Source organism: Geobacillus zalihae, assembly GCF_030414215.1.
GTDB lineage: Bacteria > Bacillota > Bacilli > Bacillales > Anoxybacillaceae > Geobacillus > Geobacillus zalihae.
In genome coordinates, this window is the sequence record NZ_CP129217.1 from 2,222,141 (window position 1) to 2,241,562 (window position 19,422).

A 19,422-nucleotide genomic window follows, 5' to 3' on the forward strand; every position below is an offset into this window, starting at 1 on the left:
TTGCCCTCATAAAACCGTATGCGCCGGCTCTTCGGCGATGAGCTGCACAATTCGGTTGTTTTCGTCCATAATCGCGATTTTCGGTCGATGGGCGGCGATTTTTTCCTCTGGAACGAGCACATATGAGATGACGATAATAACGTCCCCTTTTTGCACAAGGCGGGCGGCGGCGCCGTTTAGGCAAAAGACACCGCTGCCGCGCTCACCGGGGATGACGTATGTTTCAAAACGGGCTCCATTATGATTGTTCACTACCTGTACTTTTTCATTCGCCACAATGCCGACGGCATCCAAAATATCTTCATCGATCGTGATGCTGCCGACGTAATCGAGATTGGCCTCTGTTACACGAGCGCGGTGAATTTTGGCGTTCATGAGCGTGCGAAACATGCTTGCTCCCCCTTTCCATCCCCTTGTTCGCCGGTTTTGGGCAACTCAATCATGATATTGTCGATCAACCGGGCGCTCGCAAATCGGACGGCGACAGCGATCAGCACTGTCCCGGCGAGCGTCTCAAGCGGCGTCAAGTCCGGATATGAACATACTTCGACATAATCGATCTCAGCGTGCGTATGCGCTTCAATATGCTCTCTAACCATCCGGCGGATGGCCGCTGCGCTCCGCTCCCCTCGTTCGACGGCGGAAGCGGCTGCTTGAAGCGCTGCATACAGCGCCGGCGCCTCACTCCGTTCTTGCGGCGACAAATAGACGTTGCGCGAGCTTTTCGCCAGCCCGTCCGCCTCGCGGACCGTCGGCACCGGCACGAGCTCGATCGGAAAATTGAGATCGCGGATCAAGCCGTCGACGACCGCCACCTGTTGGGCATCTTTCATCCCAAAGTACGCGCGGTCGGGCATCACAATGTTGAACAGCTTCATGAGCACCGTCGCCACGCCGTCAAAATGGCCGGGGCGCGACCGTCCGCACAGCACGTCGGCGCGCGCTTGAACGATCGCTCGTACGGTAAGCGGCTCCGGATACATCTCGTCCGCTTCCGGATGGAACAAGACGTCGACTCCATGCTGTTCGGCGATGCGCCGGTCGCGCTCGAAATCGCGCGGATAACGGGCAAAGTCTTCGTTCGGTCCGAACTGAAGCGGGTTGACGAAAACGCTTAGGACGACGATGTCGTTTTCCGCGCGCGCCCGATCGATGAGGGAGGTATGCCCTTCATGCAAATAGCCCATCGTCGGAACGAACCCGATCGTCTTTCCTTCACGGCGATATTGGCGCATGAGCGCCTGCATCGCTGCAATCTGATCCATCACGATCATCCTTGCTTTCCTCCGTAAAGCGCCACCCATTCTTCTTCCTTCATCGTAAACGTGTGCGCCGGCTCCGGGAACTGGCGCAGTTTGACATCAGCGACGTAGTTGGCTAACGCCTCAACGATCGTCTCTTGGATGGACGCGTATTGTTTCACAAACTTCGGCACGCGGGTGACACCGTAGCCAAGCAAATCGTGATACACGAGCACTTGGCCGTCGACTTCCGCCCCGGCGCCGATGCCGATGACGGGAATGGTGAGTTCCCGGGCCATGGCCGCCCCGAGCTGCTTCGGAACACACTCTAAGACAAGGGCGATCGCTCCCGCCTGCTCGCATTGTTTCGCATCATCGAGCAGCTTTTTCGCACTTTCGGCATCTTTGCCTTGCACTTTATAGCCGCCAAGAACGCCGACCGATTGCGGCGTCAACCCGAGATGGGCAACGACCGGCACGCCGGCTTTCGTCAGCGCGGCAATCATATCGACGACTTCATCCGCTCCTTCGACTTTAACGGCGTTCGCCCCTGACTCTTGCATGATGCGGCGGGCGTTTTGCAGCGCCTCTTCTTTGGACGCATGGTACGACATAAACGGCATATCGGTGACAATAAACGTGTTCGGCGCACCGCGGCGAACCGCCTTCGTATGGTGGATCATATCATCGACCGTCACCGGGATCGTTGAATCATACCCGAGCACAACCATGCCGAGCGAATCGCCGACCAAAATCATGTCGACGCCGGCTTGCTCGGCAAGCTTCGCGGACGGAAAATCGTAGGCGGTCACCATCACGATCGGCTCACCCGCCTGCTTCATGTGGAAAAAATCGGTTTTCGCTTTCATTTTCGTTCCCTCCTCTTTGACTGCAGAGGAGATGAACCGCCCGAAACAAAACGTCCTTCTTTCCCGCCTTGAGAAAGAAGGACGCCATAAAACCGCCGTCGGTTTCGTTCATCCCTCTGTCCTAGTCCTTCAAAAAAGGATCAAGGCAGATCATTTCCTTCACCTATTCGTGCTGTCGGCCTCGGTGCAGTTCTTCTTGCGAAAGATACTGCCCTTTTCCTCGCTTTGTATTTTAACAAAATTGTTACAATTTTTCTAGTGGCAAATTAGAACTGAATATCGGCAGAATGGATGTAATGGATGTTCTTTTGCTCATCTTCAAGGATGAGCAGCCCGTCGTCGGTGATGCCGCGGGCGATGCCGTGAATCACGCCGTTCAGCGTTCTCGCTGTCACCGGCTTGCCGATCGAAACGGCGTACCCTTCCCAAAGAAGCTTAATCGGACGGAAGCCATGCGCCAAATATTGCTCATACAGCCGCTCAAGCCGGAACAAAATTTCCTGAATGAGCGGGGCGCGCTTTACGGGCCCGCCCTTTTCAATGGCCAGCGATGTCGCGATGGCCCGGATATCCTCCGGAAACTGCTCGATCGTTTGGTTGACGTTGATGCCGATACCGATGATGACCGAATGGACGCGGTCAGGGTCGGCTTGCAGCTCTGTTAAAATGCCGACGCACTTTCTGCCGTCAAGCAAAATGTCATTCGGCCATTTAATGTCTGGGACAAGCCCGGTCACTTCCTGAATCGCCTGGCTGACGGCCACCGCGGCAAGCAGCGTCAGCTGCGGCGCCCGCTGCGGCGGGATGGCCGGCCGCAAAATGAGGCTCATCCAAATGCCCGTCCCTTTTGGGGAAAACCATTTCCGATCCAAACGCCCGCGCCCGGCCTTTTGCTCTTCCGCGACGACGAGCGTTCCTTCCGGCGCCCCTTCATACGCGAGCCTTGCCGCAATGCGCTGCGTCGAATCGACTTCGTCAAAAAAGTGGATCGTGTGGCCAAGTTTTTCCGTTTTTAAGCCGAGCTGGATTTCGTTGGCCGTCACTTTATCCGGCGTGCTGATAATCCGGTAGCCAAGGCGGCGCACTGCTTCGAGTTCAAATCCTTCTTTGCGCAGCTCCTCGATATGCTTCCATACCGCCGCCCGCGAACAGCCGAGCTGTTCGCTGATTTTTTGCCCGGACAAAAACTCGCCGTTCGCTTCGGCAAACAACTCTAACAGTTTTTTTCGTGTGTCCGATTGCGCTCCATGAGCCATGCGTAAATCCGCTCCTTCTCATTTTCGACTTCGCTGCTGACGACCGCCCGCCAGATGGCATCCAGCGTCTCTTTCACCCACGGACCGGCCGGTTTTCCAGCCCAGCGAATGACGTCTTTCCCGTTGACGGCAAGCTCCCCTTTCGTTTTGATCGGCAGCGCCGCAAAGCGGCGGCGGAGCTCCTCATGATGCGGTTCAGACGGCGCGCCGCAAAGCGCGGCGCGCACCGCTTCAACCGATAGCGCCCGCTCGAGGCCGGCTGAAAACAACTGTTCGTTCGTCCACGCCTCCGGCCTAGGGACATCATCGAGCGCCGCCAAAATGGCGCCAGCTTCATCGATTACTTTGTTGGGAAGCTTCCAGGCGCGCAAAAACGGACGGATGTCTTTGACATCAAGCGCGCGGCAAAGAAGCGCCCAGCGCTCTTCGCGCTTTGTAAGCCACGGCCAGCGAAAGGCGGCGGCCGAGCGCAGCAGCTGCTCTTTTGCGGCCAGCCCAGGCAAATAAGCGAACAGCCCGGTATCGGCCAACAGCGGCAGCGCCTCGGCAACGAACGGACCGGCGAGCAGTTTTTCCATTTCCATGGTCATCCGTTCGACAGAAATGTGGGCCATAAGCGGTGCGTTTTGGACAATCGCGCTCTTCGTATCCTCAGAGAGCGCAAATCCGAGCTGGCTGACGAAGCGAACAGCCCGCATCATACGGAGCGCATCTTCGCGAAACCGTTCGTCCGCCGCCCCGACCGTGCAAATGAGCCGCCGCTCGATCGCCTCTTGTCCGCCAAACGGATCAATGATCGTTCCGCGTTCATCCATGGCGATGGCGTTCATCGTGAAATCGCGGCGCTTTAAGTCTTCCTCAAGCGAACGAACGAACGTCACCGACTCCGGACGGCGATGGTCTTCATAATCGCCGTCCGTGCGGAATGTCGTCACTTCGTACGCCGTTCCTTCATGCACGACGACGACCGTGCCGTGTTTCGAACCGACGTCGATCGTTTTCGGAAACAAGCGCATCACTTCTTCCGGCAGAGCGCTTGTCGCAATATCGACGTCGCCAATTGGACGCCCGATCAACAAGTCGCGCACCGCGCCGCCGACAAAATACGCCTCATAGCCATGCCGCTTCAATTGTCGGATAATGCCGAGCGCCTGTTCAAACGGCGGTTTCATCGTTTCACCTTCCTTGCCGCAAGCGAAGCGTACAGCTGTTCATACTGGCCGACGATGTCGGCCGAGCGGAACTTGCGCTCAACCGTTTGCACCGCCTGTCTTGCCATCTCAGCGTGCAACCGGCAGTCTGTCAACAGCGCCATCGCCTGTCTTGCTGCCTCTTTGACATCGCCAAGCGGGCATAAAAACCCGGTTTTCCCATCCTCAATCACTTCCGGAATCCCGCCGATGGCCGTGCCGATGCACGGAACGCCGCACGCCATCGCTTCAAGCAATACGAGCCCGAAGCTTTCTTTTTCCGACAAAAGCATCATCACATCACTGATCGAATACAGCTCTTCGAGTTTATCCTGTTTTCCTAAAAAGCGGACATCATCTTGCAGCCCAAGCTCTTTCACAAGCCGGCAGACGACGGTCATTTCCGGACCGTCGCCGACAAGCAAGAGCTTGGCTGGCACGTGCCGGCGCACGATGGCAAACGCTCGCACTACATCAGGCACACGCTTCACTTTCCGGAAATTCGAGACATGGATCACAACTCGTTCATCGTCGCGAATGCCGTACTCGCGCCGTAAATGGCCCGCTTCCCGACGACGGTAGACGCGTTCATCGACAAAATTGTAGACGGTATGGATCGTCGCTTGCACATCGAGCAGTTCATACGTCTGCCGGGCAAGGGCGTCAGACACCGCCGTAACGATATCCGACTGCTCGATGCCAAATTTGATCATATCGGAAAGCGACGGGTCATAGCCTAACACGGTGATATCCGTGCCGTGCAGCGTCGTGATGATCGGCAGCTCGCCGACCATTTGCCGCGCCAACACCGCACAGACGGCATGAGGAACGGCGTAATGGGCATGAAGCACATCGAGCCGTTCCCGCTTTGCCACCTCAGCAATTTTGCTTGCCAATGCCAAATCGTACGGCGGGTATTGAAAGACGGAATATTGGTTGACACTGACTTCATGATAATAAATGTTGCCGTACACTTTATTCAAACGAAACGGCATGCTCGATGAGATAAAGTGAATCTCATGCCCCCGCTCCGCCAGCAGCTTGCCAAGCTCAGTGGCGACCACTCCGGAGCCCCCGACCGTCGGATAGCAAACAATCCCGATTTTCAGCTTCATCGCTCCTCCTCAAACAAATTGGAAAGATGAATCGGCGTTTTCGTCAAAAACCCTTCCGCATACGCCGCGCCGATTTGTTGACCGAACCAGCGCTCGCGGCTTTCAATCATCTCGATGTAGCCGTTGGTCAGCGGGGTGTCAACCGAGCCAGGCCGTTTTTGAAACTGGCTTTCGTACGCGCGCAGGCTGTCCAGCTTGTCATCGATCGTTTCGCTAATATCGATGAGAAAATGCGGGCGGCAAAAGGCATTGATCATATAATAATACACCGCCCGAACGCGGTGCGCATCGCCAAGCTCTCCGGCGCCATAGCGGCGGATGCCGGCGGAAAAGACCGCTTCCTCGACAAGGCGGGCGCATCGCCCGTGATCCGGATGTCGATCTTCCCAATAGGGGGCGAATACAAGGCGCGGCCGATAGCGGCGGATGACCGCTGTGATCTGGCGGATCGCCTCTTCCTCGACATAAAGGCCGCGGTCAGGCAGCCCAAGATTGAACCGCTCGGATACACCGAGCCGGCGGGCCGCCTCGGCCGCCTCTCTCTGCCGCTCGTCGACCGTGCCGTTGGACGACAGCTCGGCTTGCGTCAAGTCGCAAATGACAATACGGTACCCACGGCGTACGTATTTGGCGATCGTCCCTCCCATGCCGATTTCGACATCATCCGGATGGGCGCCGAACGCCAACAAGTCACACGTTTCCTTCATCGCTGTCACCTTTCTGTTTTCGATTCCTCCCCGCCTTTTGTTTGGCCGCGCACAATGCTGCGCCATGCCAAATCGCCGCGCTCCAACGCGCGGATGAGCAGCTCGGCCGTGCCGATGTTCGTCGCCAACGGCACGGCATAGACGTCGCAAAGCCGCATCAATGCGCTGATGTCCGGCTCATGCGGCTGGGCGGTGAGCGGATCGCGGAAAAAAATGACCAGATCCATTTCATTGCGGGCGATCATCGCCCCGATTTCTTGGTCGCCTCCGTACGGCCCTGATTGGAAGCGATGAACGGGAAGACCGGTCGCCTCCTGGATGCGCAAGCCGGTCGTGCCGGTGGCGTACAATTCATGGTTGGCAAGCACAGGCGCATAGGCGGTCGCAAATGCGACCATCTCTTCCTTTTTTTGGTCATGGGCAATTAACGCGATTTTCATTCCATTCTCCCCCGTTTGCGCAGTTTGCACACTATTCCAAAATATGCTCCAGCCCATAGACAAGCGTATGTAAATGCATCACCGTTTCCACTGCCAGCTTCACCCCGGACATAAACGAGCGGCGGTCGAACGAATCGTGGCGGATCGTCAACGTCTGGCCGTTGCCGCCGAAAATCACTTCTTGATGAGCGACAAAGCCCGGCAGACGGACGCTGTGGATCGGGATGCCGTCATATTCCGCGCCGCGCGCGCCAGCAAGCGTTTCCTTTTCGTTCGGGTGGCCTTGCTTTTTCGACGGTCGCACTTCGGCAATGAGCTGCGCCGTCTTCAACGCCGTTCCGGACGGTGCGTCAAGCTTTTGATCATGGTGCAATTCAATGATTTCCACATCAGTGAAATATTTGGCCGCCATGCGGGCGAATTTCATCATCAACACCGCTCCGACGGCAAAGTTCGGCGCAATGATGGCGCCGATTTCTTTCTCTTCCGCCAGCTTGGTGAGCCGCTCGATATCTTCCGGCGTAAATCCAGTCGTGCCGACGACCGGACGAACGCCGTAACGCAGCGCCAGCTCGGTGTGCCGCTTTCCGGCTTCCGGCGTTGTCAAATCGATCAATACATCCGGCTTCACCTCGGCAAAACAGCGGGCCGCATCGGTGTAAATCGGGGCGTTGACGCCGGAAAATCCGTCGATCTCCGCTAAATTTTGTCCATCGTAACGGCGGTCGATGACCGCAGCCAGTTCAAAGTGATCGGTTTGCTGCACGAGCGCAACCGCTTCTCGGCCCATGCGGCCGCGCGGCCCCGCGATGACAATGCGAATCGTCATGATCCTTCCTCCTTCCGCGTCCAGCGGTCGCGGTCGCGGGTGCGAAACTTGTCCATCACCCGGTCGTGCGCCGCCTGCAAATCAATGCCGAGCGAATTGGCGAAGCAAATGAGCACAAACAGCAAATCGCCCAGCTCTTCTTCCACCGTTTTTTCTTGTTCGGTCGCCTTTTTCGGTTTTTCCCCGTAGTAATGGTTCACCTCGCGCGCCAGCTCGCCGAGCTCTTCCGTCAGCCGCGCCAGCATGGCGAGCGGGCTGAAATAGCCTTCTTTGAATTGACTGATATAGTCATCCACTTCCTGTTGCATTTGTTTCATCGTTTTCTCCTGCATGGCTTGTCACCTCGCCTGTTTTCATGTTAGCGAAAAGCGGCGCATTTGACAAATGTTTTCGCCCGCTGTCAATTCCGTCCGTTTTCGCTCGTCATTGCCTATATGGACAAGTTCCTCTATAATTAAGGGCGCCGACTATTTTTGCGGACGGAGGGACGGTATGATTTTTGGACTAAAGATCAAAAACTGCCTGTTTATTTTGCTTGGCGCCGCCATTTTCGCCTTCGGGCTCGTTCATTTCAACATGCAAAACAATTTGGCGGAAGGCGGGTTTACCGGCATTACGCTTCTTCTTTATTTTTTGTTCGGACTGGATCCAGCGATCACCAACTTGGCGCTCAACATTCCGCTCTTTTTCATCGGCTGGAAGCTGCTCGGCCGCCAGACGTTTCTCTATACCGTCATCGGCACGGTCGCCGTTTCCGTCTTTTTGTCCATCTTTCAACGCTACATGATTCATATGCCGCTTCGACATGACATGACGCTCGCCGCCTTGTTTGCCGGCGTCTTTATCGGCGTCGGCCTCGGCATTATTTTCCGCTACGGCGGCACAACCGGAGGCGTCGATATTATCGCCCGCCTCGTCCATAAATATAAAGGCATCAGCATGGGCAAAACGATGTTTGCCTTTGACGCCACCGTCATCACGTTGTCGCTTCTTCTTTACCTGTCATACCGCGAGGCGATGTATACGTTGGTCGCCGTCTTTATCGCCGCCCGGGTCATTGATTTTCTGCAGGAAGGCGGCTATGCGGCAAAAGGGGCGACCATCATCTCAGAAAAAAGCGAAGAGATCGCCAACCGGATCTTGACAGAGATGGAGCGCGGCGTCACTGTGCTCAAAGGGCGCGGCTCGTATACGAAGCGCGACCGCGACGTCTTGTATTGCGTCGTCGCCAAAAACGAACTGCCGCGCTTAAAAAGTGTCATTATATCCGTTGATCCGCATGCGTTCGTCGCCGTCACCGATGTGCATGATGTGCTCGGCGAAGGGTTTACGCTCGATGAACAAAAGCGGCCGCTGGAACCATGAAAAGCCGCTGGCGCGAAAGCCCAACCGGGACAAGCCCGGCAAGCGCCGCTTGAAAGTGCCGGGGCGGTGCTTGCACAAAGCGACGGGAAAACAAAAAAGAGGGGGAAACGTTTCCCCCTCGCAAAAAGCGCCGGTGCTTAGTCTTCCGGCTGCCGCGCCCGCTTCTCTTCCTTTTCTCCTTTGTACTTCCGCCAGCCAACGTACGTCAGCGTCAACACGATCACTCCGCCAGTGGAAATCATCACCCAAATCAGCGACGGATCAGCTTCGTCCTTTTTCACCCCGGCAAACAGCGCTTCAAGATCTTGACGCGCATCGGCGAGTTGCTCGCGCTGCTCGTCTTCGCCGCGTTGCCAAAACGCGGCGGCCTGCAACGCCTCAAGATCATCATCGACCTTTGTCGCGATATCCGGCGGCACGTCGATTTTCACACTCGGCTCGATCAATGTATAGCGGTCAAGCAACTGGCGGAGGGCAGCGGCATACGCTTTCTGCTCGCCTTGTTGTGCCGCCTTTTCGACCGCGGCAAACGCCTCCATGACAGCCGGCTCCATCTCCGTCCAAAGCGGCTGGTATGTCGAATGGATGGCGTCAACAACAAGGCGAAACTGGGTGATCGCCGCCACTTTGTCTTCCGCGGAGATCGGCGCCGTCATCGCCTTGACTGCCTGCTCGTGCGTCACGGTCACCGCCCGCAATTCATCGGCCGATTTCAACCGTTCTTTTGCCCCAAGGGCGAAAAACCGCTCGGAAAAATAGCGGAGCACTTCTTTTGCTTCGGCAAAACGACCGTTTTTCGCCAATTGCAGCGCCTCGTCGGAAATATCGTCCAACTGCTCCCAACCGTTTGTTTGTCCAGCCGCGCCAATGGGCGCTGGCCATAAAAAGGCGAGCGACAACAACATGGCTAGCCCGATTCGCTTCATCATCGTCCCTCCCTCATCCACTAGTACAATGTATGAAGGAGTGGACAAGAGTAGACCAGGCAACTGCTATATAGATGCAATTCGAAGCTTTGCCATTTGCACCTTTTACCGAGTATTTGATCGACTGTCGGGGGACCGAACAACGCCGCTTCCAGACCCATATATGGGTCTAGGGGGGGCAGGCGGTTGTTCGGTCTTCCGTCACGCCAAGGCGTGACGGAGGCAAGCCTGTGGCTTGCCTTCGACAGTCGAAAATGGACAAACCGCTTTTCCGTCAAGGATATGTGAAACTCCTTCGTTGCATCTATATAGAAAGCTGCCGCCCAACGTTCCTCCTTGTGTTCCACGCTCTACTCTGATGCCTGCCGGAAAGACATGCCGCCCGGCAGAAGCGGCTGGCGCCGGAGGCGGACGCCAAGCTGATACGCAGCGGCAATCGATGCGATGCTCAACCAAAACGTAAAATAGCCGATTTCGTTGGCGTAGTCAGCCAGCACACTATAGCGCGGCATCATGCCAAAAACGTAGTCGATGATATCGTTATGCAGCGTCCACACGGCCGCCAGCATAAGGTGAAGGAAGCGGAATCGATAAAACCGGGCGTACAGCATTCCTTCGATCGCCATCGCCCCGTGCGAAACGATGAGCATCCAGCCGGCCCAATCCAGCGTGCCGGTAACGCGCCAAACGAGCACATTCATCACGACCGCCCAAATTCCATACTTCACAAGCGTCACCAAAGCCAACGCTTCAAAAAGCGGCGCCGACCTGCCGAAAAGCCATGCCACAAGGACGACAAGAAAAAAAAGGCTCGCCGTCGGACTGTCAGGAACAAACGGCAAAAAGACGGGCGGCGTATCGGCAAGTTGATAACGATACCAATAATATCCATAGATGGTGCCGGCCGCGTTGACGAACAAGAGCAGCCAAACAACCGGCCGGGAAGCCAACAGCGCATAAAGCCATGCCATCATCTGCACCTCGCCTCGGTTTCATGTTGGCACGAAAAAAGCTGACTAACGCGAGTCAGCTTTTTCGTGTCGAAACGATTATTCCGCTTTCAGTCCGGCAATAAATTCGGACAGCTTTTTCAGCTCTTCATCCGTTCCTTTAAAGACGCCAGCCGGCATGTTGCCTTTCCCTTCCTTGGCAATCTTCGCGATTTCTTCCGGCTTCAAGCCGGTGCCGATGAGCGACGGACCAGCGCCGCCGGACAAGTTTTGTCCGTGGCACGATGTACATGTGTTCGCTTGAGCGATTTTATAGCCTTCCGCGTTCGTGTCAATTTTCACTTCCGCCCGAATTTTCCCTTGTTCAGCCGCTTTTTTCCAGTCGTGTGTGACGACCGCTTCCCATGTCAAATAAATCATCGCCGCAAGCGCCAACAGCATCATCCCGGTCGCGACCGGACGCTTCCAAGGACGGCGCTCTGGGCCGCGGTCCAAAAACGGCGCCAACAAGAGCGCGCCGAACGCCAACCCTGGGATGATGATCGCGCCGACGACCGTATACGGACCAGACGCATACGAATATTTGAGCAATTGGTATAAGAACAAGAAATACCAGTCAGGCAGCGGCACGTACGTCGTGTCCGTCGGGTCGGCGATCCGCTCAAGCGGCGACGGATGGGCGACCGTCAAGCATAAGAAACCGACGAGAAAGACCGATCCGACCAACCATTCCTTAAGCAGGAAGTTCGGCCAAAACACTTCCGTTTTCCCGGGATATTCCGAATAGTCCTTTGGAATATTCGGTTTTCTCACCGCGGGAACACGGGAATCGCCGACGAATTTCATTCCTTTTCCGCGATGCATTGCGTGGTTCCCTCCTTTTTTCTATCACCTCTAAACGCGGGCCGACCGATCATAGCGGACCGGAAATGCCTTGTCTGCGAATCATTAAAAAGTGCGCTGCCATTAAGCCGAGTAAAGCGGCCGGCAAGAAGAAGACGTGAATGGCAAAGAAGCGCGTCAACGTTTGCGCGCCGACAATTTCTGGGTCCCCAGCTAACAGCGTCTTAATGGCCGGGCCAATGAGTGGCGTCGCTTCCGCGATTTGCAAACCAACTTTCGTCGCAAACAGCGCTTTCATATCCCACGGCAACAAGTAGCCGGTGAAGCCAAGACCCATCATCACCATAAAGATCAATACGCCGACGATCCAGTTCATTTCGCGCGGCTTTTTATAAGCCCCTTGGAAAAAGACGCGCAGCGTATGTAAAAACATCATGACGATGACAAGGCTCGCCCCCCAGTGGTGCATGCCGCGCACAATTTGGCCGAACGCCACTTCGTTTTGCAAGTAATACACCGATTCCCACGCGTTTTTAATATCCGGGACGTAGTACATCGTCAAAAACATGCCCGACAAAATTTGAATGACCGTGACAAAAAACGTCAGCCCGCCGAAACAATAGACAAAGGCGGAAAAGTGATGGGCGGGGTTGACGTGCTCCGGAACTTCGTGATCGGCGATATCCCGCCATAAAGGCGTAATATCTAAGCGTTCATCGACCCAGTCATACAGCTTGTTTAACACGCATTACGCCTCCTTTCTTGGTTTCGCCTTGCCTAAATACAGCTTGCCGTCTTTCACTTTGTACTCGTAACGGTCAAGCGGAGCTTGCGGCGGCGTCCCCGGAACGTTCGTGCCGTCCTTCTCATAGCGCCCATAGTGGCATGGGCAGAAAAACTGGTTCGGATGCTCTTTGTCCGTGTTCCAGTCGACCGTACAGCCAAGGTGTTTGCAGATCGGCGAAAGGGCGATGATCTCCCCTTTGTCCGTTTTATACACCCATGCTGATTTTGGCTCTTCCGACTCGTACCAAGCGTCTTTCACCTTCACTTTAAAGTCGAAGCGCTTCGGTTCGGTCGTAATCTCTTTGACGTCTGCTACCGCGACCATCTCCGTCCCTGCTTCATCCTTCAAGATCGGATCGAAAGCAAAACGGAGCATCGGCATGAGCATCCCTGCTGCCATAAAGCCGCCGACCCCGGTCAGCGTGTAGTTTAAAAATTGACGTCTCGTTACACGATGTTTGTTGTCGCTCATCGTCTTCCCCCCTCTATGCAAAGTCAAGTCCGCACCGGACGATTGTATGTATAACACATACGGAAAACTAGGACATTCTAATGATAGCTCAATTGCTGGACAAGGTCAATATCGCAGGCGGCAAAACGTCGGACTTTGCCGCATCTACTCTTGCGCCCATCGACCGATGAGAAAGCGGAGCAGCTCGGCGGTCTGCTCTCTGACAAGCTCGTGCTTGTACGATTCACCCATGCTCTCGAGCGGAACAACCGGAATGAACCAAACGCGGTCAGCTTCTTCGCCCTCTTGCCACGCACGGTCGCACGTCACATAAAACAGATGCTTCATTCCTTCCCGCCTAAGCCGGTTGGTCCAATCCGCCAGCCTTTCGGTAAGCAGCGCCCGCGGCTCATCGGCAAAATACACAAACGACGGCATCAAAAACAACCGGCCCTTCAGCTGCCGCTCGACCTCGGCCGCGATGAGCCCGACAAGCTCCCCGCCGGAAGCGAGCCGCTTCGCTCCTTGGCCGAAAGCCACCGGCAAAAGCGGAAGGAGCGCCGTGTCGATGTAGTCGCGCTCTCGTTCATAGAGGGCGACGTCCTCGCCTGTCCACTTCATTCGTACTCTCCTTTTCCTTAAAGTTTCTTCCCTTCATCACCATACCATATTTTTCGGCAAAAGAAAAACCTTGCCGGCGGCAAGGTTTTTACAATTTGTTTAATTCATCGGTCAGGCGGCGGAACGCCTCTTCATCATGGCGGTCAAGCGCCTCATCGATCAGCTTCATGAGCCGCCCGCGCCGGAATTCGTAAATGGAGCGTTCCAAAAACTGCTCGGCGAGGCGCTGGTCGTTTTCGCTCACTTGCGCCTGCTTCGGCGCATACGGGTTTTCCTCAAGCACAGCGACATATTGCGGCGAGTGAAAAGAAGCGCGGAAATTCAGTTGAATGTAAATATCTTCGTCGCGGTTTAAACGGATGTCATGGAACGATTTCTCTGCATCGGTTGTCATCACATTGCCTTTGTAAAAACGGAACGGCACATCGTCGACGCAGTGAGTCGACATAATGATGCCGCGCGGGCAATATTGGGCATTCTCGACAAAATGCACCTTTTGCATGAGCTGGTCATGGCTCATCAAATAGTTTAAAATCCAGACACACTCGCGCCGCTTCAACTGATAGTGGCTTAAAAACCAACGGATAAACTCTTTTTTCTCATTGACGGATACGTGCGTCATTGTGCGCTTCCCCCTCGATCGGTTTCCAAGAAAGAGGTTGGGCCACCGCTTCTCCCCTACTCTTCGAGCTCAAGCAGCATCTCCGCCGCCTCCGTATGGGTTGGGTCGAGACGGACGATCTGTTGAAATATTTCTTTCGCCGCCGCCCGATTTCCTTCCTCGATGAGAAAATATCCGTACTCTTCGAGGAACTCGACATTGTGCTTAAAGAAATTATATGCCTCGCCGTAATGATTTAATGCATCGTCGTACATCTCAAGCCGATGTTTGGCGCGCCCAAGGTCCCATTCAAACTGCGGATCGTACTCGCCATCGGCCATCGCCTGCTCAAGAAGCGCTACGACATCCTCATAGCGCTGTTCATTTAGCCAAAGCGCCGATAAAACCGTGAGCGCCTCGATGTACCCGCCATCGATCTCAAGCGCTTTTTTCAAATGTTCCTCTGCCTCCTCCGGCTTGTTCAGCTTGAGCGCCAGCTTGCCTGCGTAAAGGCGGAGCTCTTTGTTCCATTCGTCGACGCCGATGCCCTCAAGCGCCGTCTCATAGCTTTGCACGAGCCGTCCTTCTTGTTCATACGCTTTCGCCAAATAAAGGTAAAGCGGAGTGTAGTCCGGATCGAGCTCTTTTAAAGCGCTGAGCTTATCGATGGCCGTTTGTGTATAGCCGGCCTGCAACGCGGTGAATCCGTAGGCGAACAGCGTCCGACTGTCCATTTTTTCATTGAGCGCCTCCTCATAATACGGAAGCGCCGCCTCGAATTCCCCGGAACGGCTGAGCGCCTCAGCGATCCGCTCAGTGATCAAGACGCCGGCCATCTCCTTATTCGTCTTCCGCACCTGTTCATAAAGCAGCACGCTTTTTGAGTATTCCCCGTGCGAAAAATACAACTCAGCCAACGCAAACTGCACGATCGGCTCATCTGGAGCTTTCTCGTACGCTTGACGCAGCTTCCGCTCGCTCACTTCCGCCAGCCCTTGCATTTCGTACAAATCGGCGGCAAGAAGGCACGCGCGGACAAACTGCGGATCGTCTTCGTCGATCTCCGACAAAATGGCGAGCGCTTCCTCTTCGGCTTCAAGCTCCGTATACACTTCCGCCAAAAACAGGCGAATGTCGCCGTCATCCGGATAGCGGGCAGCCAGCTCCTCAAGCAGCTCCTTCGCCTCTTCCGGCATTCCCCATCCGTACAAGCAGTCGGCAAGCGCGTATTTTTCTTCATCACTTCCATATTTTTTCACTTTCGGCACGAGCGCCAACGCTTGGTCGACGTTTCCGTTTTCCACTAAGCGAATGATTTGTTCGACGCGTGTCATCGTTTCGTCAGCCCTCTCTTGCGGCAGGCGGCCATCCGCCTTTGCCATTCAAATCGTTATGTACTGTTACAATGGGAACATGAATGATGATAATCGATCATGGCCGTTTCCGCAACCAAACCGCTCGCCGTCTGGAAGGTGCGTCGTTTTTTCATCCAGAAACAGGAAATGTATCCGCTTTCAAAAAATACGGAGCCCTTCCTCTCACTGACAATATATGAACGAACAACGCAAAATATGACCGCCCGCCCGCTTGGGGCGGGAGGCCTTTTACAGCAGCGAACGGAGGTCGGCAAAAAACGCCGGATAGGAAACGGCGACCGCTTCCGAACGCTCGAGGCGGACCGTCCCTTTGGCGATGCAGGCAGCAACGGCGAGCATCATGCCGATGCGGTGGTCGCCATGGCTGTCGACAACAATCCCGTCGGCATAAAGCGGCGTTTTGCCGCGGATCATCATGCCGTCGTCGGTTGCTTCGATGTCAGCGCCGAGTTTTTTCAACTCGGTGACGACCGTATGGATCCGATTCGTCTCTTTCACCTTCAGTTCGCTCGCGTCTTTGATGACGGTCGTTCCTTCCGCCTGCGTCGCGAGCAAGGCAATGATCGGAATTTCGTCGATCAATCTTGGAATCAGATCCCCGCCGATTTCGACCGCCCGAAGCGTCGACGTGCGGACCGTAATATCACCGACCGGCTCGGTTTCCTCGTTGCGGACGTTGTCAATCGCAATATCCGCCCCCATTTGTGTAAGCACATCGATGATGCCGGTCCGCGTTGGATTTAAGCCGACGTTTTTCAGCGTAATTTCGCTGTTTGGCACAATGGCGCCGGCGACAAGGAAAAAGGCGGCTGACGAAATATCGCCGGGAACGTAAATGTGCGTCCCGCGCAAGCGTTGCGGACCGGCCACCGAGACGGTCAAGCCATCCACATTCACTTCACCGCCAAACAACCGAACCATCCGCTCGGTATGGTCGCGCGAGCGGTGCGGCTCAGCAACAGACGTCACGCCGTCAGCGAATAAGCCGGCGAGCAAAATGGCCGATTTTACTTGCGCGCTCGCCACCGGCGAAGTGTAGCAAAGCGGGCGAAGCGCGCCGCCGCGGATGGAAAGCGGCGTATAATTGCCGCCCTCACGCCCGTCAATACGCGCTCCCATTTCGCGAAGCGGTTTCGTCACCCGCCCCATCGGTCGCTTGGCGATCGATTCATCGCCGACAAGGCAGGCGTGAAACGGCTGGCCGGCCAAAATGCCCAAAAGCAGGCGCGCCGTCGTTCCCGAGTTGCCGACATCAAGCACCGCAGCCGGCTCGCGCAGCCCGCCGGGGCCGGCTCCTTCGACAACGACTGTCGTCCCGTCCTGGCGAATGTCAACGCCGAGTTTCCGGAAACAGTCGATCGTGCTTAAACAGTCCGCCCCAGGCAAAAAATGGTCAATCACCGTCCGTCCAGAAGCAAGCGCCCCGAGCATGACGGCGCGATGGGAAATCGATTTGTCGCCAGGGACTTCGATCATTCCTCGGAGCGACGACACGTTGGTTGGCAACTGCATGCAAAATCCCTCCATTGTTTTTCCTTGCTACCCTTCATAGGTGGCATAGTTCGTATGTTTGGCGAGGCACGCTTTCGCCCGCGCCCGATCGTCTTCGCTTTGGAAGCTGAGGCGGAGCACGCCGTAAATTTCTTCGCGCGTCTCAATGATGCGGATGTTCGTGATGCTGATGTTTTCTTCGGCCAAATAGCCGGTCACTTCGGAGATGACGCCCGGATAATCCGGCACGTCGACATACAAATCGTAAAACGACGGAATCGCTCCTTTCGTTCTCGACGGCAGCCCGTCGCGAAACTGTTTCGCCTCCAAAAAGTAATGGTAAATCGCGATGCTGTTTTCTTCTTCGACAAACGAACGCAGCCGCTCCATTTCGGCGATCCAGCGGTCAAAGAGCGCAAGCAGTTCATGCTTGTTATGGATAAAAATATCGCGCCACATTTCCGGATTGCTCGACGCGATGCGGGTGATGTCGCGGAAGCCGCCGGCCGCCAGCCGGCTGACGAGGGCGTTTTCGCACTCGTATTCGCGCGCCTGATGAACGAGGCTCGCCGCAATCAAATGCGGAAAATGGCTGATTACGCCAGTGATGCGGTCATGCTCTTTGGGCGTTAAGATGACAAACTGCGCTTTCGTTCCCGCAAGCCACTGTTTCAACGCCTCGACTTGCTGCGGCGGCACATCGTCCGTCGGCGTCAAAATGTAAAAGGCGTTTTCAAACAGATGAGCCCTTGCCGCCGCCACACCGCTTTTATGCGACCCGGCCATCGGATGGCCGCCGATGAACGCTACGCCATGATCCAACAGGCGGCGGGCGCCTTGGACGATGCGCTGCTTCGTGCTGCCGACATCGGTCACGATCACGCCGCGCTTCAACCGCTCGAGCGGCATCGATGAAAGCAGCGCCTCCGTCTGCATGACCGGAACGGCCAGAACGATCAAATCCGCCTGTCCGTATCCGTCTTCGGGCGAATGGGCGGCTTCGTCGATCACCTTGAGCGAACGCGCCAAGCCGAGCTGCCGCTCATTGACGTCGTAGCCGATGATCATCGCCTCCGGATGCGCTTTTTTAATCGCCAATGCAATCGATCCGCCGATCAAGCCGAGGCCGACAATGAACACTTTTCCTTCCAATCGTCCCACCTACTTTATGTAAACGTGCGCCCGCTGCTTTTGAAAAGCAACGGGCCGATCTTTTCTATCCATCCCGCCGCTGAACGGTCAGGCGAGCTGTTTTTCCCGAAGCAGTTGCGAAACGAGTTCCAACACCCGGTCGTTTTGCTCTTTCGTGCCAACCGTCACACGCACGCCGGTCGGCAGCCCAAGCGCTTGGCCCGAGCGGACAATGACGCCGCGCTCCAGCAAATAGCGGAACACTTCGTCGCCATCCAACCCGAAATCAATGAACAAAAAGTTTGTCTGCGACGGGTAATACTTCAGGCCGTTCTCCTCGCAAAAGCGATAATACCGCTCAAGCTCGGCGCGATTTCGTTCGACGCAGGCGCGGATGAACGCTTGATCGTCAAGTGCGGCCGCCGCGGCCGCTTGGGCGATGGTCGACGTGTTAAACGGCTCGCGCGCCGGCTCGACGGCGCGGATGAGCGTCTCACTCGCCACGCCGTAGCCGACGCGGAGCGCAGCGAGCCCGTATGCTTTCGAGAACGTGCGCATGACGACAAGCTGCTCGTACTCGTTTAAAAGCGGCACCGTTTGCGGGTAGTCGGGCGCCGTCGCATATTCGTAGTACGCTTCGTCCACGACGACAAGCACATGACGCGGCACGCGATCCAAAAAGGCGCGCAGCTCGGTGTCATTCACATACGTGCCCGTCGGGTTGTTCGGATTGCAAATCCAGACGATGCGCGTGTTTTCATCGATCACAGCAAGCATCGCCTCCAAATCATGACGCCCATCAACAAGCGGCACTTCGCGCACCTCGGCCCGCTCGATGATGGCATTGTGCCGGTATTGCGGGAATGTCGGCGCCGCCATCACTGTATTCGCCCCCGGCTCTAAAAAGGCGCGGCAAAGAATTTGCACCACCTCATCCGAACCGTTGCCAAACAGAAGCTGTGTTTCCTTGACGCCAAGATGCTTCGCCACCTTTTCGCGCAACGTGCGGGCGCAGCCGTCCGGATAGACGGCGAGGCGGTCAAGCTCAGCGGCGATGGCCGCTTTTGCCGATGGCGACGAACCGTACGGATTCTCGTTAGAAGCAAGTTTAATAATCTCAGGCAAGCCATATTGCCGTTTGACTTCTTCGATCGATTTTCCCGGCTGGTACGGAGAAAGACCCCGGAGCGATTCCTTTACTTGCATGATTGTCGCCAACTCCTTCAATTCGGAA

At 55.8% G+C, this 19,422-nt stretch carries 22 protein-coding genes; 1 reads left to right on the forward strand and 21 read right to left on the reverse strand.

What is annotated here, in order from left to right:
• Positions 1–6: 6 nt before the first annotated feature.
• The 10 genes from panD to QWV57_RS11165 form a co-directional block, all read right to left on the reverse strand.
• Positions 7–390, reverse strand: a complete 384-nt coding sequence (gene panD / locus QWV57_RS11120) for an aspartate 1-decarboxylase (RefSeq protein ID WP_011231662.1) — start codon at positions 388–390, stop codon at positions 7–9.
• Positions 372–1,274, reverse strand: coding sequence for a pantoate--beta-alanine ligase (panC, locus tag QWV57_RS11125; RefSeq protein WP_011231663.1), 903 nt, complete (start codon positions 1,272–1,274; stop codon positions 372–374). Before panC ends, panD begins: the two co-directional genes overlap by 19 nt.
• Positions 1,271–2,110 (reverse strand): 3-methyl-2-oxobutanoate hydroxymethyltransferase, encoded by an 840-nt coding sequence (panB, locus tag QWV57_RS11130; RefSeq protein ID WP_011231664.1) that lies wholly within the window; start codon positions 2,108–2,110, stop codon positions 1,271–1,273. Before panB ends, panC begins: the two co-directional genes overlap by 4 nt.
• Before the next feature lie 266 nt (positions 2,111–2,376).
• Positions 2,377–3,366: a bifunctional biotin--[acetyl-CoA-carboxylase] synthetase/biotin operon repressor gene (locus QWV57_RS11135; RefSeq protein ID WP_013144917.1), complete on the reverse strand. Its 990-nt coding sequence runs from the start codon at positions 3,364–3,366 to the stop codon at positions 2,377–2,379.
• Positions 3,324–4,538: a CCA tRNA nucleotidyltransferase gene (locus QWV57_RS11140; RefSeq protein ID WP_081132671.1), complete on the reverse strand. Its 1,215-nt coding sequence runs from the start codon at positions 4,536–4,538 to the stop codon at positions 3,324–3,326. The genes QWV57_RS11135 and QWV57_RS11140 overlap by 43 nt, the downstream gene beginning before the upstream one ends.
• Positions 4,535–5,671, reverse strand: coding sequence for an N-acetyl-alpha-D-glucosaminyl L-malate synthase BshA (bshA, locus tag QWV57_RS11145; protein WP_011231667.1), 1,137 nt, complete (start codon positions 5,669–5,671; stop codon positions 4,535–4,537). Before bshA ends, QWV57_RS11140 begins: the two co-directional genes overlap by 4 nt.
• Entirely contained in the window at positions 5,668–6,378 is a 711-nt protein-coding gene (gene bshB1 / locus QWV57_RS11150) for a bacillithiol biosynthesis deacetylase BshB1 (RefSeq protein WP_081132670.1), read from the reverse strand. The genes bshA and bshB1 overlap by 4 nt, the downstream gene beginning before the upstream one ends.
• Positions 6,379–6,383: 5 nt before the next feature.
• The gene (locus QWV57_RS11155; protein WP_011231669.1) at positions 6,384–6,818 is read right to left on the reverse strand and encodes a methylglyoxal synthase; all 435 of its coding nucleotides are present in this window, start codon (positions 6,816–6,818) and stop codon (positions 6,384–6,386) included.
• Positions 6,819–6,849: 31 nt separating this feature from the next.
• Positions 6,850–7,647: a 4-hydroxy-tetrahydrodipicolinate reductase gene (gene dapB / locus QWV57_RS11160; RefSeq protein ID WP_013524123.1), complete on the reverse strand. Its 798-nt coding sequence runs from the start codon at positions 7,645–7,647 to the stop codon at positions 6,850–6,852.
• On the reverse strand, positions 7,644–7,979 hold the full coding sequence (locus QWV57_RS11165; RefSeq protein ID WP_011231671.1) for a nucleotide pyrophosphohydrolase: 336 nt from the start codon (positions 7,977–7,979) through the stop codon (positions 7,644–7,646). The genes dapB and QWV57_RS11165 overlap by 4 nt, the downstream gene beginning before the upstream one ends.
• A gap of 160 nt (positions 7,980–8,139) precedes the next feature.
• Here QWV57_RS11165 and QWV57_RS11170 point away from each other — a divergent pair, with 160 nt between their 5' ends.
• Complete coding sequence (locus tag QWV57_RS11170; RefSeq protein ID WP_011231672.1) at positions 8,140–9,012, forward strand: YitT family protein; 873 nt, start codon at positions 8,140–8,142, stop codon at positions 9,010–9,012.
• A gap of 137 nt (positions 9,013–9,149) precedes the next feature.
• Here the strand turns inward: QWV57_RS11170 and ypjB are convergent, their stop codons facing one another.
• The 11 genes from ypjB to hisC form a co-directional block, all read right to left on the reverse strand.
• Positions 9,150–9,938 (reverse strand): sporulation protein YpjB, encoded by a 789-nt coding sequence (ypjB, locus tag QWV57_RS11175; RefSeq protein ID WP_013524124.1) that lies wholly within the window; start codon positions 9,936–9,938, stop codon positions 9,150–9,152.
• Between the two features lie 350 nt (positions 9,939–10,288).
• The gene (gene lhaT, locus QWV57_RS11180) at positions 10,289–10,909 is read right to left on the reverse strand and encodes a lipoprotein heptaprenylglyceryl N-acetyltransferase LhaT (RefSeq protein WP_060788465.1); all 621 of its coding nucleotides are present in this window, start codon (positions 10,907–10,909) and stop codon (positions 10,289–10,291) included.
• 78 nt (positions 10,910–10,987) lie between these two features.
• On the reverse strand, positions 10,988–11,752 hold the full coding sequence (locus tag QWV57_RS11185; protein WP_020755346.1) for a menaquinol-cytochrome c reductase cytochrome b/c subunit: 765 nt from the start codon (positions 11,750–11,752) through the stop codon (positions 10,988–10,990).
• A 49-nt stretch (positions 11,753–11,801) separates the two neighbouring features.
• Complete coding sequence (gene qcrB, locus QWV57_RS11190) at positions 11,802–12,476, reverse strand: menaquinol-cytochrome c reductase cytochrome b subunit (protein WP_011231676.1); 675 nt, start codon at positions 12,474–12,476, stop codon at positions 11,802–11,804.
• A 3-nt stretch (positions 12,477–12,479) separates the two neighbouring features.
• Positions 12,480–12,989 (reverse strand): Rieske (2Fe-2S) protein, encoded by a 510-nt coding sequence (locus QWV57_RS11195; protein ID WP_011231677.1) that lies wholly within the window; start codon positions 12,987–12,989, stop codon positions 12,480–12,482.
• Positions 12,990–13,133: 144 nt separating this feature from the next.
• A complete protein-coding gene (locus QWV57_RS11200; protein ID WP_020278315.1) occupies positions 13,134–13,589 on the reverse strand; it encodes a YpiF family protein in 456 nt (151 codons plus the stop codon).
• An 88-nt stretch (positions 13,590–13,677) separates the two neighbouring features.
• The gene (locus QWV57_RS11205) at positions 13,678–14,211 is read right to left on the reverse strand and encodes a ReoY family proteolytic degradation factor (RefSeq protein ID WP_013144907.1); all 534 of its coding nucleotides are present in this window, start codon (positions 14,209–14,211) and stop codon (positions 13,678–13,680) included.
• Positions 14,212–14,267: 56 nt separating this feature from the next.
• On the reverse strand, positions 14,268–15,524 hold the full coding sequence (locus tag QWV57_RS11210) for a tetratricopeptide repeat protein (RefSeq protein ID WP_301099915.1): 1,257 nt from the start codon (positions 15,522–15,524) through the stop codon (positions 14,268–14,270).
• A gap of 270 nt (positions 15,525–15,794) precedes the next feature.
• The gene (aroA, locus tag QWV57_RS11215; RefSeq protein ID WP_015375263.1) at positions 15,795–17,078 is read right to left on the reverse strand and encodes a 3-phosphoshikimate 1-carboxyvinyltransferase; all 1,284 of its coding nucleotides are present in this window, start codon (positions 17,076–17,078) and stop codon (positions 15,795–15,797) included.
• Positions 17,079–17,105: 27 nt separating this feature from the next.
• Positions 17,106–18,209: a prephenate dehydrogenase gene (locus QWV57_RS11220; RefSeq protein WP_129447297.1), complete on the reverse strand. Its 1,104-nt coding sequence runs from the start codon at positions 18,207–18,209 to the stop codon at positions 17,106–17,108.
• A gap of 87 nt (positions 18,210–18,296) precedes the next feature.
• Positions 18,297–19,394 carry a histidinol-phosphate transaminase gene (hisC, locus tag QWV57_RS11225; RefSeq protein WP_081212530.1) on the reverse strand — a complete coding sequence of 366 codons (1,098 nt, stop codon included), beginning with the start codon at positions 19,392–19,394 and terminating at the stop codon, positions 18,297–18,299.
• Positions 19,395–19,422 lie beyond the last annotated feature (28 nt).